This is a genomic window from Pseudomonas flavocrustae, from assembly GCF_029872515.1.
Lineage (GTDB): Bacteria > Pseudomonadota > Gammaproteobacteria > Pseudomonadales > Pseudomonadaceae > Chryseomonas > Chryseomonas aestiva.
Genome location: NZ_JAPDIQ010000012.1, coordinates 40120 through 64580, shown reverse-complemented (window position 1 = coordinate 64580; position 24461 = coordinate 40120). Strand labels below are relative to the sequence as shown.

The following is a 24461-nucleotide window of genomic DNA, read 5'->3' as shown; positions in this document are numbered from 1 at the left end:
CCCGACAGTCGTAGTGGTACCGCGTCGTTAGCTTTGACAACGAGCGCCAGACTGCTTTGCCGATTTTGGCCAGGGCCTATTAACTGCCGTAGGCCCAGTTATGCTTACGAGGGGTCTAGCAACGGTTCACATGCGTTAACCATACGGGTTGGGTCACTAGCCCTAAGCTTCCGTGCAGTTCGGAAGCTTCACGAAGCTGTTGCCAGTCAAGCGTGTCCCTTACGGGATAGGACATTGTCGATCGGGCTTCACACCCCAGGGTTGGCCCCCGACGCATGCCGATGTAGTGAACTGGCAGGTACATGCCAGGCTCGGTGCTTCCTATGTCAGCGAAGTTGAGCAATGCACAGCGGAGCGGTTGCTCCGTGCTTGGACGAGATACCCTAGCGTCTCACGACGTTGGCATGGGCCAAATGAGACCAAGGCATCCCAGAGATGGATTGACCCCTTGCGGGGTCAAATCACCCACAGGGAGTCTTGTTACATTTAGATACAATTTCCTTGGCGGAAACTGCTCACTGTTACGTCTGGTTGATCAATTTATAGCCAAAAGTGGCCAAATTTGAGACGTACTTACCCTGGCAAGCAGGGATCGCATTGTCCCCACAAGTGGGTCGAATCAGGCGCGGCAGGACCGGCTCTCGTGCTTTATTTAGGCTTCAAACCCCTGTAGAACAAGGGTTTCGGCGCCAAGACTAAGCTGGTCAACCAAGCACAACACGAGCATACGTGTCGCACCAAAGCGGGCATAATAACGTCTTTCCCCGTTCAGCCCGACCTTCCGCCGTGAATCCTCCCTCTCCTTCCGCCCTCGTCCCGCGGCCTTCGGCCTGTCCGGGGCTGCTGCGCATCGTGCCCGCGCGCGATGGCGGCCTGTGCCGGGTGAAGTTGCCGGGCGGGCGACTCACGGCAGGCCAGGCGCGGGCCATCGCCGCCGCCAGCGAGCGCTGGGCGAACGGGGTACTGGAGCTGACCAACAGAGCCAACCTGCAATTGCGCGGCGTGCGCCCGGACGGCGCCGACGCCCTGGTGGCCGAGTTGCAGGCCGCCGGCCTTGGTCCGGCCGATCCGGCCGCCGACGACGTGCGCAATCTGCTGCTCAGCCCGGCGGCAGGCCGTGATCCTCAGCAGTTGCAGGATGTCCGTCCCCTGGCCGCCGAGTTGCTCGCCCTGCTGGAGGGTGACCGCCGACTGCATGGGCTGTCGGCCAAGTTCGCCCTGCAACTGGACGGCGGCGAAGCCCTGGCGCGGCTCGACCATCCCCACGATGTCTGGCTGTCGGCTCGCGCCGAAGGCTACGTGCTCGGTCTCGCCGGTATCCCGCTGGATGCGCCGGTTGGACTGATTGTCCCGGGCCAGGAGGTGGCGACCGTCGCGCGCCTGCTGCATCGCTTTCTCGACCTGGCCGGTCCCGAGCAGGGCCGCCTGCGCCAGCTGCTGGCGCAGCGTCCGGTCGCCGAACTGCTGGCGGGGTTGGACCTGCTGCCGGTTCCGCGCAGCCCTCGTGCGGCGGCCGCAACCGCGCTGCGCCTGGGCAGCCATCCCCAGCTTCAGCCGGGTCGCTGCTGGGTCGGCGCCCAGCCCGCCCTGGGCCGACTGCCGGCAACCAGCCTGGCTGCCCTCGCCGACCTGGCCGAGCACCTCGGCGAGGGCGCGCTGCACCTGACCCCCTGGCAGGGCCTGCTGCTGCCCGATGTGCCGGTCGACAGGGCCTCCGAGCTGCTCGGCGCTCTGGCCACCCTGGAGCTGACCACCGATCCCGCCGCGCCCCTGGCCCGGCTGATCGCCTGCACCGGCAGCCAGGGCTGCGCCAAGGGCCAGGCCGACACCAAGGGCGATGCCCTGCGCCTGGCCGAGCGGCTGCCGGCGGACGTGGAGGTGCATCTCTCCGGTTGCCCGCGCAGTTGCGCCCTGGCCGGCCAGGCACCCCATACCCTCTTGGCGGTGGCTCCCGGCCGCTATGACCTCTTCGTGCGCGACGCCACCCAGCCCGGTCCGGGCCGGCGGCGCGCCACCCATCTATCCCTCGACGAGGCCGCCGCCTGGCTGGCCCGGAGTCCCAGTGATGCTTGAATACGAACGCGACGGCCAGGCGATCTATCGCCAATCCTTCGCCACCATCCGCGCCGAAGCCGATCTCTCGGCCATCCCCGCCGACCTGGAAAAGCTCGCCGTGCGGGTGATCCACGCCTGCGGCATGGTCGACGTGGTCCAGGACCTGGCCTTTTCCCCGGGTGCCGGCGCGGCCGGTCGCGCGGCCCTGGCGGCCGGCGCGCCCATCCTCTGCGATGCGCGCATGGTCGCCGAGGGCGTCACCCGCACCCGCTTGCCGGCCAACAATCAGGTGATCTGCACCCTGCACGACGAAGGCATTCGCGAACTGGCCGTGGCCCAGGGCAACACCCGTTCAGCGGTGGCCCTGGAGCGCTGGCGGCCGCACCTGGCCGGCAGCGTGGTGGTGATCGGCAACGCCCCCACCGCGCTGTTCTATCTGCTGGAGATGCTCGATGCCGGCGCGCCCAAGCCGGCGCTGATACTCGGCATGCCGGTGGGCTTCGTCGGCGCCAGGGAGTCCAAGGACGCCCTGGCCGCCGACAGCCGCGGCGTGCCCTATGTCATCGTCCGCGGCCGGCGGGGTGGTAGTGCCATGGCCGCCGCCGCGGTCAACGCCCTGGCCACGGAGGTGGAGTGATGGCGGGCCGCCTGCTCGGCCTGGGCGTCGGCCCCGGCGATCCGGAACTCATCACCGTGAAGGCCCTGCGCCTCTTGCAGAGCGCGCCGGTGGTGGCCTATTTCGTCGCCAAGGCCAAGGCCAACGCGGGCCAGGGCGGCAATGCCTATGGCGTCATCGAGGGCTATCTGCTGGACGGCCAGCAGCGCCTGCCGCTGGTCTATCCGGTGACCACCGAGAAGCTGGCGCCGCCGCTGTCCTATGAGACGGTGATCGCCGACTTCTACGACACCGCCGCCGCCCAGGTGGCCGACCATCTCGACGCCGGTCGCGACGTGGCGGTGATTTGCGAGGGCGATCCCTTCTTCTACGGCTCCTACATGTACCTGCACGACCGCCTGGCCGAGCGCTACGAAGCCCAGGTGGTGCCGGGGGTCTGCTCCATGCTCGGCGGCGTGGCCATGCTCGGCCTGCCGCTGGTCTATCGCAACCAGACTCTCACGGTGCTCTCCGGGGTGCTTTCCGCCGAGGAGCTCAAGGCGCGCCTCGCCAGCGCCGACGCCGCCGTGGTGATGAAGCTCGGACGCAATTTCGAGAAGGTGCGCCAGGTGCTGCGCGACCTGGGTCTGGACCAGCGCGCCCGCTACATCGAGCGCGCCACCATGGACAACCAGCGCATCGTCGCGCTGGATGCCGTCGAGCCCATGGCTTCGCCGTATTTCTCGCTGGTGGTGGTGCCGGGGGTGAAATGGAAGGGTTGAGCCCGGCCATCGTCATCCTCGGTCCCGGTGCCCTGGCCACCGCCCGCCGCCTGCAGGCTGGCCTGCCGGGCAGCCTGGTGCACGGCCTGGCCGGGCGGGTCGAGGGCGATGTCAGCTACAACGCCTTCGGCGACCACCTGCGTGACCTCTATCGCCAGCAGCGCCCGCTGCTGGTGCTCTGCGCCGCCGGCATCGTCATCCGCAGCCTGGCGTCCTTGCTGGATGACAAGACCGCCGAGCCACCAGTGCTGGCCGTGGCCGAGGACGGCAGCGCCGTGGTGCCGCTGCTGGGCGGCCTGGCCGGTGCCAATCGCCTGGCTCGCCAGTTGGGTACCTTGCTGGACGTGGCCCCGGCCATCACCACCAGCGGTGAACTGAGATTCGGCACCTGCCTGCTCGATCCGCCGGCCGGCTATGCCCTGGCCGATGTCGACGTGGCCAAGCACCGGGTCGCCGATCTGCTGGCCGGCGCCCCGGTACGCATCGAGGGCGAGGCGCCCTGGCTAGATGAGGTGCCCCTGGCCCGCGATCCCAAGGCGCGGCAACGCATCCTGGTCTCGCCCCTGACCAGCGCCGACGACCATACCCTGCTGATCCACCCCCGCGCCGTGCTGGTGGCGGTACGCGCCGATGCCACCGCCGCCGCCATTACCGCGCTGCTCGCCAGCACCGGCTATGCCACCGGGGCCGTGGCGGTGCTGCTGGCTCAGGCGGCCGACATGGCCGCGCCCGGCCTGGCCGAGCTGAGCCAGACGCTGGAGGTGCCGCTGAGATTCGTCGACGCCCGTACCCCGGAATTCGCCCAGGCGGCCGTGGCACGGGCCCAGGCCCAGGGCCTCGCCCTGCACCTGCATGACCGGCCGCTGGACGCCGATGACCTCGGCCAGCGCCGTGGCCGCCTCAGTGTGGTGGGCCTAGGCCCCGGCGCGGCCGAACTCATGGCACCGGTGGTGCGCCGCGCCCTGGACCAGGCCGAGGACGTGCTCGGCTACGCCACCTACGTGCAGATGGCCGGTCCCCTGCGCCCGGACCAGCTGGCCCATGCCAGCGACAATCGCGAAGAACTGCAGCGCGCCCGCCATGCCTTCGAACTGGCCGCCAGCGGGCGCCAGGTGGTGATGGTGTCGTCCGGCGATCCGGGCGTCTTCGCCATGGCCGCCGCGGTGCTGGAGGTGCTGGAGGGCGCCGCCGACCCGCGCTGGGCGGCGGTGGAGCTGGAGATCCTGCCAGGCATCACCGCGGCCATGGCCAGCGCCGCCCTGGCCGGGGCGCCGCTGGGTCACGACTTCTGCCTGATCTCCCTGTCCGACAACCTCAAGCCCTGGACGGTGATCGAGCAGCGCCTGCGCCAGGCCGCCGCGGCGGACCTGGCCATGGCCTTCTACAATCCCATCTCCAAGGCCCGACCGCATCAGCTGGACCGGGCGCTGGACGTCCTGCGCAGCTGCCGCTCGGCAAACACCCCGGTGATCCTCGGTCGCGACGTCGGCCGTCCCGGTGGCGGTCTCGAATACACCAGCCTCGGCGCCCTGCGCAGCGAGATGGTGGATTCGCGCACCCTGGTGATCCTCGGCTCCAGCCATACCCGGCGCTTTCCGCGGGCCGACGGCGGCGAATGGGTCTATACCCCGCGCTGGTACGATACGGAATTGTTATAAAGTAACATTTAGTGCTTGAATCCTGGTCGCCGCTGGCTCACCCTCGGCGACCTTTCCGTTCCCTGGCGGGAAGCCGGTGCAACTCCGGCGCGGTCGCGCCACTGTGAGCTTCGCGAGAAGTGAGCCAGACCTTGCCAGGGGACATCCATCATCCACCAGGGACGCGTCATCCCAAGGAGAGTCCATGTTTCGCCATCTTCTACCGCTGCTCGCCGCCGGCCTGCTGTCCGTAGCCTCCCTTACCGCCCAGGCGGCCACCCCCTATCCGCTGACCATCCACAACTGCGGCCGCGACCTGGTCTTCGAGCGCGCGCCTCAACGCCTGGTCAGTCTGGGCCAGGCCAGTACCGAGTTGCTCTTGCGCCTGGGCGTGGGCGCGCGGCTGGTGGGCACCGGCGTCTGGTTCGGCGGCTTGCCCGCGGACCTGCAGGCGGCGGGCAAGGGCATTCCGCGGCTGGCCGACAACGCCCCCAGCTTCGAAGCCGTGGTCGGCACCCGGCCGGATCTGGTGGCGGCCCAGTACACCTATCACGTCGGGCCGGGCGGCGAGGTGGCGGACTTCCCGCGCTTCGCCACGCTGGGCATCTCCGCCTATGTGGCGCCCAGCGATTGCGAGGGCAAGGCGGTGACCGCCGATTCCAACAGCGACGGCAGCCGCAGCGCGCCGTTCGACATGAATCTGGTGACCCGTGAAGCCCAGGAGCTGGCGGCCATCCTCGATGTGCAGCCGGCCGGCAAGCAGCTGGTTGCCGAGCTGGACCGCCGTATCGCCGCCGCTGGCGAGCAGGCCAAGGCGGCCGGGGTCCGGGGGCGTTCGGTGCTGTTCTGGTTTTCCAGTCCGCGGCTGGAAGGGGATCCCTGGGTAGCTGGCAACCTCGGCGCGCCGGCCTGGATCGCCCGCGCCCTGGGCCTGCGCAACGTGGTCGACAGCGCCGAGGAATGGCCGGCGGTGAGCTGGGAGCGCATCGCCAGTCTGGACCCTGACTATATCGTCGTGGCGCGCATGGACCGCCGTCTCTATCCCGCCGATGACGTGGACAAGAAGCTGGCCTTCCTGCGCAGCGATCCCCTGACCCGCGAATTGCGCGCGGTGCGCGAGAACCACCTGCTGGTGGTGGACGCCCCGACCCTCAATCCCTCGCTGAGGGTGGTGGACAGCGTCGAGACCCTGGCCGCCGACCTGGCCAAGCCGCAACCATGAGTCTGCCCCTGGCGGCCGAGGGGGCCCGGCCCTGGCGCTGGCTGCTGGGCCTGGCCGCGGTGCTGGCGCTGGCGGCGAGCGTGGTGCTGGCGGCGTCCTTCGGCGAGATGCCCATCGCGCCCCTGACCAGTCTGCAGGCCATCGCCAACGGCCTCGGCCTGGGGCCCTACCCGGTGGAACGCATCGTCCAGGGCATCGTCTGGGAATACCGTCTCAGTCGCGCCCTGGTGGCCGCCTGCTGCGGCGCCGGCCTGGCGGTCTCCGGCGCCATCCTCCAGGCGCTGCTGCGCAACGCCCTGGCCGAACCCTATGTGCTGGGGCTGTCGGCCGGCGCCTCCACCGGCGCGGTGCTGGTGATGCTGCTGGGGGTCGGTGGCGGCATGCTCGGCGTGTCCCTCGGCGCCTTTCTCGGCGCGGTGCTGGCCTTTACCGTGGTGCTGCCCTTTCTCGGCAGTGGCGGCAGCACCCGCATCATCCTCGCCGGGGTGGCCGCGTCCCAGCTGTTCAATGCCCTGACCGCCTATATCGTCGCCACCGCGGCCAATGCCGAGCAGGCACGTAGCGTGATGTTCTGGCTGCTCGGCAGCCTGGCCGGGGTGCGCTGGCCGGACGTCTGGCTGGCCGCCGGGGTGGTGCTCGCTGGCTTGCTGGTGTGCCTGGCCTGCGCCCGGGCGCTGGATGCCTTCGCCTTTGGCGAAGACGCCGCCGCCAGCCTCGGCGTGGCGGTGGGGCCGCTGCGCCTGCTGCTGCTGGCGGTCACCGGCCTGATCACCGCCTGCCTGGTCAGCCTGGTGGGTGCGGTGGGCTTCGTCGGCCTGGTGATCCCCCATGTGGCACGCTTCCTGGTCGGTCCGGGGCATGGCCGGCTGTTGCCCACCTGCGCCCTGATCGGCGCGCTGTTCATGGTGCTGGCCGACATCGTCGCCCGCACCCTGGTGGCCAAGCAGACTCTGCCCATCGGCGTGGTCACCGCCCTGGTCGGCGCGCCGGCCTTCGCCTTCATCCTCTACCGCGCGCGGGAGGTCCGATGAGCCTCGCCGCGCGGAACGTGGCCTGGAGCGCCGGCGGCCAGCCGATCCTCGCCGGGGTGACCCTCGCGGTGCCGCCCGGCGGGGTGCTCGGACTGCTCGGCCCCAATGGCTCGGGCAAGTCCAGCCTGCTGCGGCTGCTGGCCGGGCTGCGGCGGCCAGAGGAGGGCAGGGTCAGTCTCGACGCGACACCGCTGGCCGAGCTGCGCCGGCGCGACCTGGCACGGCGGGTCGCCCTGGTGGAGCAGCAGGCCGGTACCGAGGCCGATCTGTCGGTGGCCGAGGTGGTGCGCCTGGGGCGCACGCCCCATCGCGGCCTGCTCGATGCCTGGAGCGCGCGCGACGCCGAGATCTGTCAGCGCGCCCTGGCCCAGGTCGGCCTGGTCGACAAGGCGGCACGGCGCTGGCACAGCCTCTCCGGTGGCGAGCGCCAGCGCGCCCAGATCGCCCGCGCCCTGGCCCAGGAGCCCAGCGAACTGCTGCTGGACGAACCCACCAATCACCTCGACATCCAGCACCAGCTGGAGATCCTCGACCTGGTCCGCCGCCTGCCGGCCACCTGCGTGCTGGCGATCCACGATCTCAATCTGGCCGCGCTGTTCTGCGATCGCCTGGCGGTGCTGCGCGACGGTCGCCTGGTCGCCGAAGGCGCTCCGGCCGCGGTGCTGACGGCCGCGCTGATCCAGCAGGTCTGGGGGGTGAAGGCGCAGGTGACGCTGGACGGCCCCGACGGTCGGCCGACGATCCGCTATCGGCTGGGCTGACGGCGCCGCACCGGGCCGGCCCGCTCTTCGATCGCCTGCCTGAGCTGCGGGCGCCCCCCCAGCCAGAAGACCGCTTCGGTGGCGATGAACAGCGGGCCGATGGCCAGGCCGGCCAGGTCGTCGAGAAAGGCCGGCTTGCGCCCCTCGTAGTGGTGACCAACGAACTGGATGGCCCAGCCGACCAGGAACAGACCCAGCCCCCAGCCCAGCCAGACGCCCGTGGTCCGGGCCGCCAGCGCGGCACCCAGCCAGAGGGCAAGACCAAGCAGCACGCCCATCAGCAGCCCCAGCGGCCGATCCAGGCGCAGGTAGAAGACCGCCACCGCCCCGGCCACCGGTACCGCCGGCGACAGCGGCCAGCCGGCCAGGCTGAAGACCGGTCGCGACAGCAGGATGGCCACCGCCAGCACGATCAGCAGGATGCCGGGAAAGTGGCTGGCGATGTTGCGCGGATCGCGGTGGTAGCTCGCGTACTGGCTGAGATGATCTTCCAGGGTCTTCATCGGCAGGCATCCAGGCGGCTGGGCGGGAAGCCTCAGCATGCACCGGGAAGACCCTGCGCGTCAGTGGGCACCAGGAGAAATGCGATTGCGATAATCGCCCCCTCGCTCGATAATCGATCAAAAGCCTGCCGAGGACCGGCCAGATGGACGATAACCGCACCGCTCACGCCACGGGCCTGCTGCCACTGGCCGCGCCGCCCATCATCGCCTCGCCGGCCAAGCGCATCGAAGCCTTCACCGGCGACCCGAACTTCATGACCTCCCTGGCCCGCGGCCTGGCGGTCATCCACGCCTTCCAGGAGCGCAAGCGCCAGCTGACCATCGCCCAGATCAGCCATCGCACCGAGATCCCCCGCGCCGCGGTGCGCCGCTGCCTGCATACCCTGATGAAGCTGGGCTACGTCACCACCGACGGCCGCACCTATTCGCTGCTACCCAAGGTGCTGACCCTGGGGCACGCCTATCTGTCGTCGACGCCGCTGGCGGTTACCGCCCAGCCGGTGCTCGATCGCTTGAGCGAGCAACTGCACGAAGCCTGCTCCATGGCCACCCTGGAGGGCGACGAGATCCTCTACATCGCCCGCTCGGCGACGCCGCAGCGACTGATCTCGGTGGACCTCAGCGTCGGCAGCCGGCTGCCGGCCTATTGCACCTCCATGGGCCGCATCCTGCTCGCCGCCCTGGACGATGCCGCCCTGCACGACTACCTGGAGCACGCCGACCTGCAGGCCAAGACCAGCCGCACCCTCTATCAGCCGCCGGCGCTCATCGCGTGCCTGGGCCAGGTGCGCCAGCAGGGCTACGTCATCGTCGACCAGGAGCTGGAGGTGGGGCTGAGATCCCTGGCGGTGCCCCTGAGAGACGCCGCCGGCCAGGTGCTGGCGTCGCTCAACGTCGGCACCCACGCCAGTCGGGTCAGTCGCCAGGAACTGGAGACGCGCTTCCTGCCGGTGCTGCTGGCGGCCAGCCAGGAATTGAGCACCCGGCTGTTTCACTAGCGAATCCGGTCGATTATCGGCCATATCGCCGATAATCGAATTGTCAGCTGTTCGGGGTGGGCTTAACGTCGGCGCAGTGGCGCACTACGCCGATAACAACAACACGAGCAGACCACCATGACACAAACCCTCGCGGGCGCCGTGCCCCTGGCCGATTCTTCGGCCACGGCGACAGCCGGCACCCTGGATGTCCAGCACTTCATCAATCGCCAGGCGCTGTCCGCCTACCAGTGGCGCATCGTCGCCCTGTGCTTTCTCATCGTCTTTCTCGACGGCCTCGACACCGCGGCCATGGGCTTCATCGCCCCGGCGCTGTCGGTGGAGTGGGGCATCCCGCGGGCCAGCCTGGGGCCGGTGATGAGCGCGGCCCTGGGCGGCATGGTCTTTGGCGCCCTGGGCTCCGGGCCCCTGGCCGATCGCTTCGGTCGCAAGGGCGTGCTGGTGGTCGCCACCTTCATCTTTGGCGGCTTCAGCCTGCTCTCGGCCTTCAGCGCCAACCTCGAACAGCTGGTGATCCTGAGATTCCTCACCGGACTGGGCCTGGGCGCCGCCATGCCCAACGCCACCACGCTGCTCTCGGAATACACCCCCGAGCGCCTCAAGTCGCTGCTGGTGACCAGCATGTTCTGCGGCTTCAACCTGGGCATGGCCGGCGGTGGCTTCGTCTCGGCCTGGATGATCCCGGCCTATGGCTGGCACAGCCTGCTGGTGCTGGGCGGCGTGCTGCCGCTGGCGCTGGCCGTGGTGCTGCTGCTCTGGCTGCCGGAATCGGCGCGCTATCTGGTGGTGCACGGCAAGAGCGCCGAGCGCATCCGCCGGGTGCTGGCGCCCATCGGCCGCGAGGCCGCCGAGGCCCGGCACTTCGTGGTGCCCGAGCAGAAGTCGGTCAAGACCGGCAACGTCTTCGCGGTGATCTTCAACCGCAACTACAGCGCCGGCACCCTGCTGCTGTGGCTGACCTATTTCATGGGCCTGGTGATCGTCTACCTGCTCACCAGCTGGCTGCCGACGCTGATGCGCGACGCCGGCGCCAGCCTGGAGCAGGCCGCCCTGATCGGCGCGCTGTTCCAGTTCGGCGGGGTGCTCAGCGCGGTGTTCGTCGGCTGGGCCATGGACAGATTCAATCCGCACAAGGTGATCGGCCTGTTCTATGTGCTGGCTGGGATCTTCGCCTATTGCGTGGGCCAGAGCCTGGGCCAGGTCGCCCTGGTCGCCACCCTGGTGCTGGTGGCCGGCATGTGCATCAACGGCGCCCAGTCGGCCATGCCGTCGCTGGCGGCGCGCTACTACCCGACCCATGGCCGCGCCACCGGGGTGTCCTGGATGCTCGGCATCGGCCGCTTCGGCGCCATCACCGGCGCCTGGATGGGCGCGACCCTGCTGGGCCTGGGCTGGACCTTCACCCAGGTGCTCACCGCGCTGCTCCTGCCGGCCGGTCTTGCCGCCCTGGCGGTATTGATCAAGGGCGTGGTCAGCCACGCCGATGCCACCTAGCGTCGACGGCTTCCCCTTTGCCGGTGGCAGGCGCTAGGCGCAGGCGCTGCCACCGCGTAAAGTTGCACCCTTTGCATGCTCCGCAGTCACCCGTTTAGAGCGGGTGCAGACGTCCAAGGGGTTCCATGAAAGGTTTCGCGCGCAGCGGGCAGTGGGCTGTCCGGCTGGTAACGCTTATCGCTTGCTTTCTGATTGCTCCGGCCTTTGCCGAGACCCGCCAGGTCACTGACGTTCTCGGGCGCACGGTGACGATCGAGGCACCGGCCAAGCGGGTGGTGCTGGGCTTCCACTATGGCGACTACCTGGCGGTCGGTGGCGAGCAGGCCTTCGACGCGGTGGTCGGTGTCTCCCGCGGCGCCTGGGAACGCAAGGTGCCGGCCAACTGGGCGCTCAATGTCGCCCACCGACCCTCCCTGGCCAGCCTTCCCGATGTGGGGGAGACGGAAAACAACAGCTTCTCGGTGGAAAAGGTCCTCGCCCTCAAGCCGGATCTGGTGGTGCTGGCCGCCTGGCAATTCCAGGCGCTGGACAGCGAGGTCAAGCGCCTCGAACAGCTCGGCATCCCGGTGGTGGCGATCGACTACAACGCCCAGACCCTGGAGCGCCACCTGGCCTCCACCCGCCTGCTCGGCGTCATCACCGGCCAGGAGGCGCGCGCCGCCGAGCTGGCTGACTTCTATGCGAAGGTGGTGGAGGACATCCAGACCCGCATCGCGGCGGCCAATCGTCCGAAGCCGCGGGTCTATGCCGAGTTCGGCAACAAGGGTCCGGCCGAATACTCCTTCACCTATGGCCGTAACATGTGGGGCGCCATGGTCACCCTGGCCGGTGGCGACAACATCGCCGCGCCCTTCATCCAGTGGTGGGGGGTGATGAATCCGGAGCAGGTGCTCATGGCCCAGCCGGAGGTCATCTTCATCTCCGGGCGCGAGGACAACAGCAATCCCACCGCCTTGCCCATGGGCCCCGGCGTAAGCGCCGACGACGCCCGCAGTCACCTGCGCGCCTTCATGCAGCGACCGGGCTGGGCCAATCTGCCGGCGATCCGCGACGGGCGTCTGTATGGCGTCTACCAGGGCGCCTCGCGCAGCCTGGAAGACTTCGCCATGCTGCAGTTCATCGCCAAGCAGCTCTATCCGGATCTGTTCCAGGACGTGGATCCCATGGCCAACTACCGCGAATACTATCGCCGCTACATGCCGATCCAGCCCCAGGGCACCTTCGCCATAGGTCTGACGCCATGAGCGAGGCCGCGAGCGCCAGCCACGGCAACGCCATCGCCGAGCAGCGCGCCCGCGAGCGCCGCCGCTGGCGCGCCTGCGGGGTGTTTCTGCTGCTGACCCTGGCGGCTCTGGTGCTGGACATCGCCACCGGGCCCTCGCTGCTCTCGCCGCTGGAGGTGCTCAAGTCGCTGACCGGCCTTGGCGCGCGGCAGCCGATGACCGACGCCATCGTCCGCGACCTGCGCCTGCCGGTGGCGCTGATGGCCCTGGCGGTGGGCGCCGCCCTCGGTGCGGGCGGGGCGCAGATGCAGACGCTGCTCAACAACCCCATGGCCAGCCCCTACACCCTGGGCATGGCCGCCGCCGCCGGCTGTGGCGCCGCTCTCAGCCTGGCACTGGGCAGCTTCGGCCTGGGCGCGCTGATCGGGGTGCCGCTGGGCGCCTTCGCCTTCGCCATGCTGGCGGCGCTGTTTCTCTTCGCCCTGGCCTCGCTCAAGCGCACCGGCAGCGACACCATCATCCTCGGCGGCATCGCCCTGCTGTTCCTCTTCCAGTCATTGCTGTCGCTGGTGCAATTCCTCTCCTCGCCGGAGCTCTCCCAGCAGATCCTCTTCTGGCTGTTCGGCAGCCTCGGCCGCGCCACCTGGACCACCCTGGCCATCGTCGCCGGGGTCACCCTGCTGTGCTGCCTCCTGCTCTTGCGCGATGCCTGGAAACTGGCCGCCCTGCGCCTGGGCGAGGCCCGTGCCGAGAGCCTCGGCGTGGACATCCGCCGCCTGCGCCTCAAGGTGCTGATCCTGGTGGCGGTGATGACCGCCACGGCCACCAGCTTCGTCGGGGTGATCGGCTTCGTCGGCCTGGTCGCGCCCCATATCGCCCGCTGGCAGGTGGGCGAGGATCAGCGCTTCCTGCTGCCGCTGTCGGCCATCTGCGGCGCCCTGATGCTGTCCTCTGCCTCGGTGCTGTCCAAGTCGATCCTGCCCGGGGCGCTGTTTCCGGTGGGCATCGTCACCGCTATCGTCGGGGTGCCCTTCCTGCTCTGGCTCATCTTCGCCCCGCGCAGGTCCAGCCTATGATCCGCCTCCAGGACCTCGCGCTGAAGCGCGGCGACCGCACCGTGATCTCCGGACTCTGCACCGAGCTGCACGCAGGGCAGGTGCATGTGATCCTCGGCCCCAATGGCACCGGCAAGACCACCCTGCTGCGCGCCCTGGCCGGTGACCTGCCGCTGGCGGCGGGTCATATCGAGCGTGGGGAAAGGCGGCTGGTGGCGGGCGCTTCGCTGCGCGGTCAGCGCGAGGGCTGGCGCCAGGGCGTGGCCTACATGCCCCAGGATTCCCATGCCGAGGCGGCGCTGTCGGTGCTGGAGACGGTGGCCATGGGCAGCCTGGAACGGCTGACCCTGCACCTGGACGATGAGCTGCTGGAACGGGCGCTGGGCAAGCTCGACGAGGTGGGTATCGGCCATCTGGCCTCGCGCCAGCTGGGCGCCCTGAGTGGCGGTCAGCGGCAGCTGGTGTTCTTTGCCCAGGTGCTGATGCGCGAACCCGAGGTGATGCTGCTGGACGAACCGGTCAGTGCCCTGGATCTGCGGCACCAGATCAACCTGCTCGATCGCGTGCGCCACGAGACCCGGCTGCACCAGCGGGTGACCGTGGTGGTGCTGCACGATCTCAACCTGGCCTGCCAGTACGCCGATTCGCTGCTGGTGCTGGTCAACGGTGGCCTGCTGGCCGCCGGCCGACCCGCCGCCATCGTCACCGCCGACCTGCTGGAAGCCACCTACGGCGTGGCGGTGGACATCCTCCACGACCGCCAGGGCCGCCCGGTGGTGCAGCCGCTGACCGGTCAGGCCTTCAGCGAGGCCTGATTTTCAATGGGTCGTAGAGCCTGTTCATAATCTCGCGAGCTAGAGCCAAACAAGGCGAGAAGGCCTGAGGAAGCGGAGTTTACATAGCGTAAATGAGCATTCCGAAGGCCTTCTCAACGCGGTTTGGCCGACGCGCAGCAGATTATGAGCAGGCTCTTAGAAGGTGTAGGTGAAACCGGCCTGTACCGTCCGCGGCTCGCCCGGATAGCTGTAGGCGTTCCAGGAACTCTCGTCGTAGCCCTTGTTGAAGACGTTGCGCACGTCCAGGTTCAGCCGCAGGTGCTCGTCGACCTTGTAGAAGCTCAAGAGGTCGGTGACCGTGTAGCTGTCCATCGTGTAGTCGCTGGCGATGGTCTTCTGGCCTTCGCGCTCACCCACGTACTTGAGGTTGGCACCCAGGCCCAGGCCGCGCAGTGCACCGTCGTGGAATTCGTAGACGTTGAGCAGGTTGACGGCATTGCGCGGGATGTTGGTCAGGCGCGTGCCGCGGGCCAGGGTGTTGTCCTTGGTGACCTCGGCATCGGTGAAGGCGTAGCCGCCGAGGATGCGCCAGCTGGGCGTCAGGTCGCCGGTCACGTTGACTTCGAAGCCGCGGCTGCGCACCTCGCCGGCGGCGATGTTGAAGTTTGTGTTGGCCGGGTCCGGGGTCAGGACGTTTTCCTTGACCGTATGGAAGATCGCCGTGTCGACGCTGAGGCGGCCGTCCAGTGCCGCCCACTTCATGCCCACCTCGTAGGCCTTGCCTTCCTCGGGATCGAAACCGCCGCCTTGGAACGCTGCGCCGGTGTTGGGCTTGAACGACTTGGAGGCGCTGGCGTAGAGGGCCAGTTCCGGGGTGAGGTCATAGCTGACGCCCAGGCGTGGGGTGACGGCGTTGTCGGCGTTGGACCAGCTCTGACCACCGGCGACGAAGTTATCGTAGTCATGCTCGAAGCGCTCCAGGCGCACGCCACCCAGCACCTTGAGGCGCTCGGTGAGGGCGATCTGGTCCTGCACGAAAGCCGCCCAGGTCTTGAGGGTCTCGTGGTCGTGGGTGGGGATGAGGGTCAGGGCCGGGCGCGGCTGACCGAGTACGGGGTTGCGCAGGTTAACTGGATAAGGCGAGACCGCTGGGTCAGAGCGCTGGATGATCGACTGATAGTCGTAGTCTTCCACCTCGATCCCGGTGATCAGGGTGTGGCCGAGGCCGAATGTGTCGAAGCGACCGGTCAGGTTCAGTTGCAGGTCGCGGTCGCTCCACTCCAGCTTGCGGTAGTTGAAGTTGCGTCTGAGGGTCACGCCGTCGGCCTGCACGCCGTTGGCTTCCACGGCATTGCCCTTGAGGCTGCCGTCGAGGTACTGGAAGCCGCCGGCCAGGGTCCAGGCGTCGTTCAACTGGTGCTCGAAGCGCAGCTGATAGGCCTCGCTGTCGCTGTGCAGCAGGTTGGTGGTGCCCTTTTCCCAGGCATTGGTGGAGCGACTGGCCTCGGCGTGCTGGGTCAGGTAGTTGGTGCGGCCGCGATCCAGCGGGGCATTGCTGCGGATGATGTCCGCCTCGAAGGTGATGAGGGTGGCGTCGGTGGCCTGCCAGCTCAGCACCGGGGCGACTTCGTAGCGCTCGGTGTGCACGTCGTCGCGGAAGGTGTCGCCGCCCTCGGCGATCAGGTTGAGGCGATAGGCCAGGCGGCCGTCCTCGTCCACCGGGCCGGTGGTGTCCAGGGTGCCGCGTTTCTGGCCCTGGTCGGTGAACTGGCTGCCAAGGGTGGTCTTGCGCTCGCCCAGCGGCTGCTTGGTGACCACGTTGAAGGTGCCGCCCGGATCGCTGCGGCCATAGAGGGTCGCGGCCGGGCCGCGCAGGACCTCGACCCGCTCCAGGGTGGCGGCATCCGGCGCGCTGGGATAGCCACGATTCATGGGGAAGCCGTTGCGGAAATACTCGGAGCTGGTGAAGCCGCGCACCGTGTAGCTGGTCAGGCCCTGGCCGCCGAAGTTGTTGCCGCGGCCGACGCCACCGGCCTGGTCCAGCGCCTGTTGCAGGCGGGTAGCGGAGAGGTCGTCGAGGGCTTCGCGGGAGACCACGCTCACCGACTGGGGCGTTTCGTGCAGCGGGGTGTCGGTACGGGTGGCACTGCTGGAACGCTCTGCCTTGTAGCCCTGCACCGGACCGGTGGGTGATTCGGCCGTGCCGACGATGGTGAGGTCGGATAGCGCCTGGGGCGAATCTTCCGTCTGCTCCTGCGCATGACCGGCGAGGGGGAGGGCACAGAGGGGCAGCAGATAGAGAGCAGGGGCCAGCCGGCGCATTGTTATCGTCCTGGAGTTCGGAGAGGCGGATTCTAGAGCGGCTTACAAAGTGGATACAACTGCGAGTCGTTACCGCCTGAGACATATTTTCATCGGACTGGTCGGTTCGTTGGCGACGGCGCGCCCAAATACCGTCGTAGCCAATCGCCGGCAGACACCTGGCGGGCTTGCGCCGGGAGGCGAGCCCGGTACTTTTGCCGTAGCATGCCGCTCCTTTGCCGTCGTGACCGCCCATGAATACCGCCACCCTTGCCCACCTCTCCGCGCTGCTGCTCGCCGCCCTCGATTCGCCACCCGCCGAGGCGCGCCGGCTGGTGCACGGCCGTGGCCGGCTGCTGCCGGGGCTGGAACAACTCACCGTGGACTGGCTGGAAGGCGTGGTGCGGGTAGGGCTGTTTCGCGAATTGCCCGCCGCCGAGCTGGATGGCCTGCGCACGACTCTGACCGTCCTGGGCGAGACCCCGGCGTGGCGCGCCAGCGGCACCCGCAGCCTGCTCCTGCAGCATCGCTATCGCCTGGACGCCGCCAGCGAGGCGCTGATCGGTGCGCCGGTGGGCGAGCACGTCATCCATGAAGACGGCCTGAAGTTCGGCCTGGACCTCACCCGCCACCAGAACATGGGGCTGTTCCTCGACATGCGCCTGGGCCGCCGCTGGGTGCGCGAGCAGGCCGCCGGTCTGCGCATCCTCAATCTGTTCGCCTACACCTGTGGCTTCTCGGTGGCCGCCCTGGCCGGCGGCGCGGACCAGGTGGTCAATCTGGACATGGCCCGCGGGCCCCTGACCCGAGGTCGCGAGAATCACCGACTTAATGACCACGACCTGGGCAAGGTCAGCTTTCTCGGCCACGAATTGTTCAAGTCCTGGGGCAAGGTGCGCAAGCTGGGGCCCTATGACCTGGTGATCGTCGATCCGCCCAGCTTCCAGCAGGGCAGCTTCGCCCTGACCAAGGACTACGCCCGCATCCTGCGCCGCCTGCCCGAACTGCTCAGCCCCGGCGGCCGGGTGCTGGCCTGCGTCAACGACCCCGGCGTCGGCGCGGATTTTCTCATCGCCGGCATGGCCCAGGAGGCCCCCGGACTGGCCTTCGTCGAGCGCCTGGCCAATCCACCGGAATTCGCCGACGAAGACGCCGAAGGTGGTCTCAAGGTGCTGGTGTTCCAGCAGGACCAGGCGTCGTAGGTTGGGTTGAGCGCCGCGAAGCCCAACGGTGTCCAGGCGCGACCCCGCCTTGTTGGGCTTCGACGATAAAGCCGTCTCAACCCAACCTACGGAATCCGCCCGTAGGTTGGCGCTGAGCGCCGCGAAGCCCAACGGTGCCCAGCCTCGACCCCGGCCCGTTGGGCTTCGACGATGAGGCCGTCTCAACCCAACCTACGGAGCCTGCCCGTAGGTTGGCGCTGAGCACAGCGAAGCCCAACGGTGCTCAGGCGCGACCCCGCCTTGTTGGGCTTCGACGGTGGAGCCGTCTCAACCCAACCTACGAATCCGCCCGCAGGTTGGCGTTGAGCACAGCGAAGCCCAACAGTCCCCAGGTTCAACTTCAGTTCTTTGGGCTTCGACAGTGGCGCCGGCTCAACCCCACCTGCGCGACGGGGCGCCATTTCATCGGGCGCTCGGTACCACTCGGAGGCCCTGGTGGCGGATGAGCGCAGCAGCAGCCATGCTGTGGCGTTACCTGGAAGGAGCGGCAATGGACGTGCAATGGTGGTACTGGCTGGTGCTGGGCGTCGGCCTGATGCTGAGCGAATTGGTGGTGCCGGCCTTTTTCCTGATCTGGTTCGGCCTGGGCGCCCTGCTGGTCGGCGTACTGCTGCTGGTACTGCCGGCCCTGGCGCTGGCCGTGCAGCTGCTGGTCTGGAGTCTGGCCTCGCTGGTGGCGGTATTTCTCTGGTTTCGCTATGGCAAGGACCGTGGCAAGCCCGGTGAGGACTGGAGCGCCGACGTCCATCTGGGCGAGATCGGCCTGCTGGTCGCGGCGGTCGGCCCCTTCGCCCGTGGCCGCGTGCGCTTCCAGAAACCCATCCTCGGCAGCGATGAATGGCCCTGCCTGGCCGATGCCGAGATCGCGGCCGGCGAGCGGGTTCGACTGCTCGCCTTCGAAGGCAACCTGGTCAAGGTCGCCCGTCAATCCTGACGTCTTCCATCCATAGGGACATCGTCCATGAGTGTCAGTCTTATCGTCGCCCTGCTGTTGCTGGTCTTCATCGTCGTCACCGTCGCCAAGGGCGTGCGCCTGGTGCCCCAGGGGCAGGAGTGGATCGTCGAGCGCCTCGGCAAGTACCGCACCACCCTCAAGCCCGGGCTGAATTTCCTCATCCCCTACATGGATCAGGTCAGCTACCGCCTCAGCACCAAGGACCTGATCCTCGATGTGCAGCAACAGGAGGTCATCACCCGCGACAACGCGGTGATCCTGGCCAACGCCCTGTGCTTCGCCAAGATCGTCGATCCGGCCAAGGCGGCCTATGGCGTGGAAGACTACGCCCAGGCCATCACCAGCCTGGCGATGACCTCGCTGCGCGCCATCATTGGCGAGATGGAACTGGACCAGGCGTTGTCCTCGCGAGACGAGATCAAGGCGCGGCTGAGGGTCAGCATGGCCGAGCAGACCGTGGACTGGGGCATCACCGTCAAGGCGGTGGAAGTGCAGGAGCTCAAGCCGACGCCCTCAATGCAGGCGGCGATGGAAATGCAGGCGGCCGCCGAGCGGGAGCGCAAGGCCGTGGTGACCCGCGCCGAGGGCGCCAAGCAGGCCGCCATCCTGGAGGCCGATGCCCGTCTCGAAGCCGCCAAGCGCGACGGCGTGGCCCAGGTGACCCTGGCGCAGGCCTCCGCCGCCGCCCTGAGCAAGATCTCCGAAGCCGTGGGCAGCGAACCGACTCCGGTGCTCTATCTGCTGGGCGAGCGTTATATCAACGCCATGGAAAAGCTGGCCACCAGCGACAACGCGAAGACGGTGGTCTTGCCGGCCGATATCCAGCAGACGCTGCGTGGCCTGCTGGGGACCAAGTCCTAGTCCGGCAGTTGTCGCGAGGCCTGCTTAGGCAATCGCCGATAGAGCTGCTCGACCTTTTCCCGTGCCCAGGGCGTGCGGCGCAGGAAGGTCAGGCTGGACTTGATGGAGGGCTCATGGGTGAAGCAGCGCAGCGGGATGCGCCGCCCGAGTTCTTCCCAGCCGTGATGCGCCACCAGGCGGGTGAGCAGGGCTTCGAGGGTGATCCCTTCCAGGGAGGCGCGGGGCTTGTCGGACATCGGCAGGGCTCTGGGTGAGGGCAGGGCAGTGTAGCCGCTGCGACGACTCGCTGCGCGTCGCGATCCTCGCGAGGCTGGCAGACGATGCTGTTCGATAATCGAACTGTTAGTCGATTATCGGATTGTTTGCATGGGTAGGGCTTTGTAGTCTGGCTCCAGACCGCCGCACCGGGCGGCGCCGACAACAAAGACGCGAGTCGACAATCCATGGCCCAGATCCTGTCCCTGAGCGAAGCCATCCAGCGCTTCGTCCACGATGGCGAGACCGTCGCCCTCGAAGGCTTCACCCATCTCATTCCGACCGCCGCCGCCCACGAGCTGATCCGCCAGAATCGGCGCGACCTGACCCTGGTGCGCATGACCCCCGACCTGGTCTACGACCTGCTGATCGGTGCCGGCTGCGCCAGGCGGCTGATCTTTTCCTGGGGTGGCAACCCCGGGGTCGGTTCCCTGCACCGGCTGCGCGATGCGGTGGAAAAGGGCTGGCCGCACCCGCTGGAGATTTCCGAGCACAGCCACGCGGCCCTGGCCAATGCCTATGTCGCCGGTGCCTCCAACCTGCCGTTCGCCGTCCTGCGCGGCTACCAGGGCTCGGACCTGGCCAAGGTCAATCCGGACATCAAGTTCATCGCCTGCCCCTTCACCGGCGAGCAGCTCGCCGCGGTGCCCAGCGTGCGTCCCGACGTCACCGTCATCCATGCGCAGAAGGCCGACCGCCAGGGCAACGTGCTGATCCAGGGCATCCTCGGCGTGCAGAAGGAAGCGGCGCTGGCCGCCCAGCGCTGCATCGTCACCGTGGAAGAGCTCGTCGACGACCTCCAGGCACCGATGAACGCCTGCGTGCTGCCGACCTGGGCGCTCAGCGCGGTCTGCGTGGTGCCGGGCGGGGCGCATCCGTCCTATGCCCACGGCTACTACGAGCGGGACAACCGCTTCTACCAGGCCTGGGATCCGATCGCTCGCGATCGCGACACCTTTACCCAGTGGATCGACACCTACATCCGCGGTACCGCGGACTTCGCCGCCTTCCAGGCGAAGCTGGCTGCGGAGGCCTGAATCATGAGCGACTTCACCACCAATGAAATGATGACCGTGGCCGCCGCGCGCCGCCTCGGCAATGGCAGCGTCTGCTTCGTCGGCATCGGCCTGCCGTCCACCGCGGCCAACCTGGCGCGCCTGACCCATGCGCCGGACGTGGTGCTGATCTACGAATCCGGCCCCATCGGCGCCAAGCCCTCGGTGCTGCCGCTGTCCATCGGCGACGGCGAACTGGCCGAGACCGCCGACACCGTGGTGCCCACCGGCGAGATCTTCCGCTACTGGCTGCAGGGCGGACGCATCGATGTCGGCTTCCTCGGCGCGGCCCAGGTCGACCGCTTCGGCAACATCAACACCACGGTGATCGGCGACTACCACCAGCCCAAGGTGCGGCTGCCGGGCGCCGGCGGCGCGCCGGAGATCGCCGGTTCGGCCAAGGAGGTGCTGATCATCCTCAAGCAGTCGCACCGCAGCTTTGTCGACAAGCTGGCCTTCATCACCTCGGTGGGCTTCGGCGAGGGTGGCGATCATCGCCAGCAGCTGGGTCTGCCGGGCAAGGGGCCGACCGCCATCATCACCGACCTCTGCATCATGGAGCCGGAAACCGACACCCACGAATTCGTGGTGACCGCCCTGCATCCCGGAGTGACCCGCGAACAGGTGGTGGCCGCCACCGGTTGGGCCATCCGCTTCGCCGACCAGGTCGCCACCAGCGCGGCGCCGACGGCAACCGAACTCGCGGCCCTGCGTGATCTGCAGGCCCGGACCAATGCCGCCCACGGCGGCCAGAAAGGAGCTGAGGAATGAGTCGCCCCGTCTATATCTGCGACGCCATTCGGACCCCCATCGGCCGGCTCAACGGCGGTCTCTCGGCGGTGCGTGCCGATGACCTGGCGGCCATTCCGCTCAAGGCGCTGCAGGAGCGCAATCCCCAGGTGGACTGGACGGCGGTGGATGAGGTGTTCATGGGCTGCGCCAACCAGGCCGGGGAAGACAACCGCAACGTGGCGCGCATGGCAGTGCTGCTGTCGGGACTACCGGAAACGGTGCCGGGCGTGACCCTCAACCGCCTCTGCGCCTCGGGCATGGAGGCGGTGGGCCAGGCCTATCGCGCCATCGCCCTCGGCGAGATGGAGCTGGTGATCGCCGCCGGGGTGGAATCCATGACCCGCGCTCCCTATGTGATGGGCAAGGCCGACAGTGCCTTCGGTCGCGGCCAGAAACTGGAAGACACCACCCTGGGCTGGCGCTTCGTTAATCCGGCGATGAAAGAGACCTACGGCGTCGACAGCATGCCGGTCACCGGCGACAACGTCGCCGCCGACTATGGCGTCAGCCGCGCCGACCAGGACGCCTTCGGCCTGCGCAGCCAGCAGCGCGCCGCGGCGGCCCAGGAATCCGGCTACTACGCCGAGGAAATCGTCCCGGTGACGATCAAGGGCAAGAAGGGCGACCTGGTGGTGGCGCAGGACGAGCATCCGCGTCCGGACACCACCGCAGAAGGCCTGGCCAAGCTCAAGCCGGTCAACGGCCCGGACCGGACCGTAACCGCGGGCAACGCCTCGGGTCTCAACGACGGCGCTTCGGCGATCATCCTGGCCTCGGCGGAAGCGGTGCAGAAGCACGGCCTCACGCCCCGCGCCCGGGTACTGGGCATGGCCAGCGGCGGGGTGGCGCCGCGCATCATGGGCGTCGGTCCGACCCCGGCGGTGCGCAAGCTGCTGCAGCAACTGGACCTGTCCATCGAGGCCTTCGACGTCATCGAGCTCAACGAGGCCTTCGCCGCCCAGGGCATCGCCGTCCTGCGCGAACTGGGCGTGGCCGACGACAGCCCCAAGGTCAATCCCAATGGCGGCGCCATCGCCCTGGGTCATCCCCTGGGCATGAGCGGCAACCGCCTGGTGCTCACCGCGGTGCACCACCTGGAAAAGACCGGCGGCCGCCTGGGGCTCGCCACCATGTGCGTGGGCGTCGGCCAGGGGCTGGCGCTGGCGGTGGAGCGGGTGGACGGGATCTGAGGCTTTGGCGCTTGGGCGCTTAGGCAATCGCGGCCATGGCGGTCCGCCGATGCGGCCGCTCCTACACGTGGCGTACCTGTAGGAGCGGCCCATGGCCGCGATAGCCAGAGCTGATCCTAGAGCGGCCGCCTCGGCAACCTACCAAGATTTCATCCACTGCTAGCCTCAATCCATGCCCACACCCCCTGTAACCGCGTGTGTCTCTCCTGGTCCGATGGCGGTAGGCTGTCCCCCGTCCATCCATACCTATAATTAAGGATCTCCATGAGCACTCACCCGCATTACAGCTTCGAGGAGCGCAAGAAGCGCATCTTCGCCATCGTCGGCGCCTCGTCCGGCAACCTGGTGGAATGGTTCGACTTCTACGTCTACGCCTTCTGTTCCATCTATTTCGCCGCCGCCTTCTTCCCGAAGAGCGATCCCACCGTGCAGCTGCTGAGTACCGCCGGCGTCTTTGCCGCGGGCTTTCTCATGCGCCCCCTAGGCGGCTGGATTTTCGGGCGCGTCGCCGACAAGTACGGCCGACGCACCTCCATGGTCATCTCCATCCTGATGATGGGTGCCGGCTCCCTGGCCATCGCCTGCCTGCCCACCTATGCCAGCATCGGCGTCGCGGCGCCGGCCCTGCTGCTGCTCGCGCGCCTGCTGCAAGGCATCTCGGTGGGTGGTGAATACGGCACCACCGCCACCTACATGAGCGAGGTGGCGCTGCGTGGCCAGCGCGGCTTCTTCGCCTCCTTCCAGTACGTCACCCTGATCGGCGGCCAGCTGCTGGCGGTGCTGGTGGTGGTGATCCTGCAGCAGGTCCTGAGCGATGCCGACCTGCGTGCCTGGGGCTGGCGGATTCCCTTCCTGGTCGGCGCCGCCGCGGCCGTGGTCTCGCTGTTCCTGCGTCGCTCGCTGGAAGAGACCACCACCGCCGAGACCCGCGCCAACAAGGAGGCCGGTACCCTCAGCGGCCTGTTCAAGCATCACAAGGCGGCCTTCTTCACCGTGCTCGGCTACACCGCCGGCGGCTCGCTGATCTTCTATACCTTCACCACCTACATGCAGAAGTACCTGGTCAACACCAGCGGCATGGACGCCAAGACCGCCAGTGCCGTGATGACCTGTGCCCTGCTGGTGTTCATGCTCATGCAGCCGCTGTTCGGCATGCTCTCCGACCGCATCGGTCGGCGCGCCTCCATGCTGCTGTTCGGCGGCCTGGGCACGGTCTGCACCTGGCCGATCCTCACGGCGCTGGCCAGCGTCCAGAGTCCCTTCGTGGCCTTCCTGCTGATCTGCCTGGCCATGGCCATCATCAGCCTCTACACCTCCATCAGCGGCCTGGTGAAGGCGGAGATGTTCCCGCCGGAGGTGCGCGCCCTGGGCGTGGGCCTGTCCTATGCGGTGGCCAATGCCATCTTTGGCGGTTCGGCGGAATTCGTCGCCCTGAGCTTCAAGACCCAGGGGCATGAAGAAGTCTTCTACATCTATGTCTCGGTGATGCTGGCGGTGGCCTTCCTGGTCAGCCTCCGGCTGCCGCGGCAGGCCACCTACCTGCATCACGACCACTAGGAGCAACCAACAAAACTACTGCGCGTCCGCCAGGCGGGCGCGTGCAGTGCTCGGAATCCTCATGTACCACTTGTACATTCCGGTTCCTGCGCGCCGCGCGCACCCGCCTGACAACCGCTCGCTACGCTTTGTTGGCCGCT

General features: G+C 68.2%; 22 protein-coding genes, 1 other RNA gene and 1 riboswitch. Of the genes, 20 read left to right on the top strand and 3 right to left on the bottom strand.

What is annotated here, in order from left to right:
• The first annotated feature begins 786 nt into the window (after positions 1–786).
• From cobG to OMP44_RS21590, 7 genes are all read left to right on the top strand, one after another.
• Entirely contained in the window at positions 787–2073 is a 1287-nt protein-coding gene (gene cobG / locus OMP44_RS21620; RefSeq protein ID WP_280311164.1) for a precorrin-3B synthase, read from the top strand.
• Positions 2066–2692: a precorrin-8X methylmutase gene (locus tag OMP44_RS21615; protein WP_273808144.1), complete on the top strand. Its 627-nt coding sequence runs from the start codon at positions 2066–2068 to the stop codon at positions 2690–2692. The genes cobG and OMP44_RS21615 overlap by 8 nt, the downstream gene beginning before the upstream one ends.
• Positions 2692–3432 (top strand): precorrin-2 C(20)-methyltransferase, encoded by a 741-nt coding sequence (locus OMP44_RS21610; protein ID WP_280311159.1) that lies wholly within the window; start codon positions 2692–2694, stop codon positions 3430–3432. The genes OMP44_RS21615 and OMP44_RS21610 overlap by 1 nt, the downstream gene beginning before the upstream one ends.
• A complete protein-coding gene (cobJ, locus tag OMP44_RS21605) occupies positions 3420–5090 on the top strand; it encodes a precorrin-3B C(17)-methyltransferase (protein WP_280311157.1) in 1671 nt (556 codons plus the stop codon). Before OMP44_RS21610 ends, cobJ begins: the two co-directional genes overlap by 13 nt.
• Before the next feature lie 6 nt (positions 5091–5096).
• Positions 5097–5243, top strand: a riboswitch (cobalamin riboswitch).
• Between the two features lie 31 nt (positions 5244–5274).
• A complete protein-coding gene (locus OMP44_RS21600) occupies positions 5275–6291 on the top strand; it encodes an ABC transporter substrate-binding protein (protein ID WP_187981029.1) in 1017 nt (338 codons plus the stop codon).
• Positions 6288–7322, top strand: coding sequence for a FecCD family ABC transporter permease (locus OMP44_RS21595; protein WP_133862284.1), 1035 nt, complete (start codon positions 6288–6290; stop codon positions 7320–7322). Before OMP44_RS21600 ends, OMP44_RS21595 begins: the two co-directional genes overlap by 4 nt.
• Complete coding sequence (locus tag OMP44_RS21590; protein ID WP_280311154.1) at positions 7319–8083, top strand: ABC transporter ATP-binding protein; 765 nt, start codon at positions 7319–7321, stop codon at positions 8081–8083. Before OMP44_RS21595 ends, OMP44_RS21590 begins: the two co-directional genes overlap by 4 nt.
• On the opposite strand, the gene OMP44_RS21585 is transcribed toward OMP44_RS21590, so the two are convergent.
• Positions 8068–8586 carry an Mpo1 family 2-hydroxy fatty acid dioxygenase gene (locus OMP44_RS21585; RefSeq protein WP_280311153.1) on the bottom strand — a complete coding sequence of 173 codons (519 nt, stop codon included), beginning with the start codon at positions 8584–8586 and terminating at the stop codon, positions 8068–8070. The genes OMP44_RS21590 and OMP44_RS21585 overlap by 16 nt on opposite strands.
• Before the next feature lie 143 nt (positions 8587–8729).
• Between OMP44_RS21585 and OMP44_RS21580 the strand changes: the two genes are divergently transcribed.
• The 5 genes from OMP44_RS21580 (at position 8730) to OMP44_RS21560 (ending at position 14171) form a co-directional block, all read left to right on the top strand.
• The gene (locus OMP44_RS21580; RefSeq protein ID WP_280311150.1) at positions 8730–9584 is read left to right on the top strand and encodes an IclR family transcriptional regulator domain-containing protein; all 855 of its coding nucleotides are present in this window, start codon (positions 8730–8732) and stop codon (positions 9582–9584) included.
• A gap of 117 nt (positions 9585–9701) precedes the next feature.
• The gene (gene pcaK / locus OMP44_RS21575; protein WP_252977260.1) at positions 9702–11078 is read left to right on the top strand and encodes a 4-hydroxybenzoate transporter PcaK; all 1377 of its coding nucleotides are present in this window, start codon (positions 9702–9704) and stop codon (positions 11076–11078) included.
• Positions 11079–11203: 125 nt separating this feature from the next.
• Positions 11204–12322 carry an ABC transporter substrate-binding protein gene (locus tag OMP44_RS21570; RefSeq protein ID WP_280311148.1) on the top strand — a complete coding sequence of 373 codons (1119 nt, stop codon included), beginning with the start codon at positions 11204–11206 and terminating at the stop codon, positions 12320–12322.
• Complete coding sequence (locus OMP44_RS21565; protein WP_280311147.1) at positions 12319–13377, top strand: FecCD family ABC transporter permease; 1059 nt, start codon at positions 12319–12321, stop codon at positions 13375–13377. The genes OMP44_RS21570 and OMP44_RS21565 overlap by 4 nt, the downstream gene beginning before the upstream one ends.
• Positions 13374–14171, top strand: coding sequence for an ABC transporter ATP-binding protein (locus tag OMP44_RS21560; protein ID WP_133862279.1), 798 nt, complete (start codon positions 13374–13376; stop codon positions 14169–14171). Before OMP44_RS21565 ends, OMP44_RS21560 begins: the two co-directional genes overlap by 4 nt.
• A 156-nt stretch (positions 14172–14327) precedes the next feature.
• Here OMP44_RS21560 and OMP44_RS21555 read toward each other — a convergent pair whose 3' ends face one another.
• Positions 14328–16454, bottom strand: a complete 2127-nt coding sequence (locus OMP44_RS21555; RefSeq protein ID WP_280311145.1) for a TonB-dependent siderophore receptor — start codon at positions 16452–16454, stop codon at positions 14328–14330.
• Positions 16455–16687: 233 nt separating this feature from the next.
• Here OMP44_RS21555 and OMP44_RS21550 point away from each other — a divergent pair, with 233 nt between their 5' ends.
• The 3 genes from OMP44_RS21550 to OMP44_RS21540 all read left to right on the top strand — a co-directional run bounded on the left by OMP44_RS21550 (position 16688) and on the right by OMP44_RS21540 (position 19472).
• On the top strand, positions 16688–17635 hold the full coding sequence (locus OMP44_RS21550; RefSeq protein ID WP_280311143.1) for a class I SAM-dependent methyltransferase: 948 nt from the start codon (positions 16688–16690) through the stop codon (positions 17633–17635).
• Between the two features lie 511 nt (positions 17636–18146).
• Entirely contained in the window at positions 18147–18590 is a 444-nt protein-coding gene (locus tag OMP44_RS21545; RefSeq protein WP_158891696.1) for an NfeD family protein, read from the top strand.
• A gap of 27 nt (positions 18591–18617) precedes the next feature.
• Complete coding sequence (locus OMP44_RS21540; RefSeq protein ID WP_158891698.1) at positions 18618–19472, top strand: SPFH domain-containing protein; 855 nt, start codon at positions 18618–18620, stop codon at positions 19470–19472.
• On the opposite strand, the gene OMP44_RS21535 is transcribed toward OMP44_RS21540, so the two are convergent.
• On the bottom strand, positions 19469–19708 hold the full coding sequence (locus tag OMP44_RS21535) for a VF530 family protein (protein ID WP_280311139.1): 240 nt from the start codon (positions 19706–19708) through the stop codon (positions 19469–19471). The genes OMP44_RS21540 and OMP44_RS21535 overlap by 4 nt on opposite strands.
• A 207-nt stretch (positions 19709–19915) precedes the next feature.
• On the opposite strand from OMP44_RS21535, the gene OMP44_RS21530 reads away from it, so the two are divergent.
• The 5 genes from OMP44_RS21530 to OMP44_RS21510 all read left to right on the top strand — a co-directional run bounded on the left by OMP44_RS21530 (position 19916) and on the right by OMP44_RS21510 (position 24458).
• Positions 19916–20764 (top strand): CoA transferase subunit A, encoded by an 849-nt coding sequence (locus tag OMP44_RS21530; RefSeq protein ID WP_280311138.1) that lies wholly within the window; start codon positions 19916–19918, stop codon positions 20762–20764.
• A 3-nt stretch (positions 20765–20767) separates the two neighbouring features.
• Positions 20768–21553, top strand: a complete 786-nt coding sequence (locus tag OMP44_RS21525) for a CoA-transferase subunit beta (protein ID WP_280311136.1) — start codon at positions 20768–20770, stop codon at positions 21551–21553.
• Positions 21550–22764, top strand: coding sequence for a 3-oxoadipyl-CoA thiolase (gene pcaF / locus OMP44_RS21520; RefSeq protein ID WP_187981042.1), 1215 nt, complete (start codon positions 21550–21552; stop codon positions 22762–22764). Before OMP44_RS21525 ends, pcaF begins: the two co-directional genes overlap by 4 nt.
• Positions 22765–23028: 264 nt before the next feature.
• The gene (locus OMP44_RS21515) at positions 23029–24321 is read left to right on the top strand and encodes an MFS family transporter (RefSeq protein ID WP_158891708.1); all 1293 of its coding nucleotides are present in this window, start codon (positions 23029–23031) and stop codon (positions 24319–24321) included.
• Between the two features lie 61 nt (positions 24322–24382).
• Positions 24383–24458: non-coding RNA, sX9 sRNA (locus tag OMP44_RS21510), on the top strand.
• Positions 24459–24461: the final 3 nt, after the last annotated feature.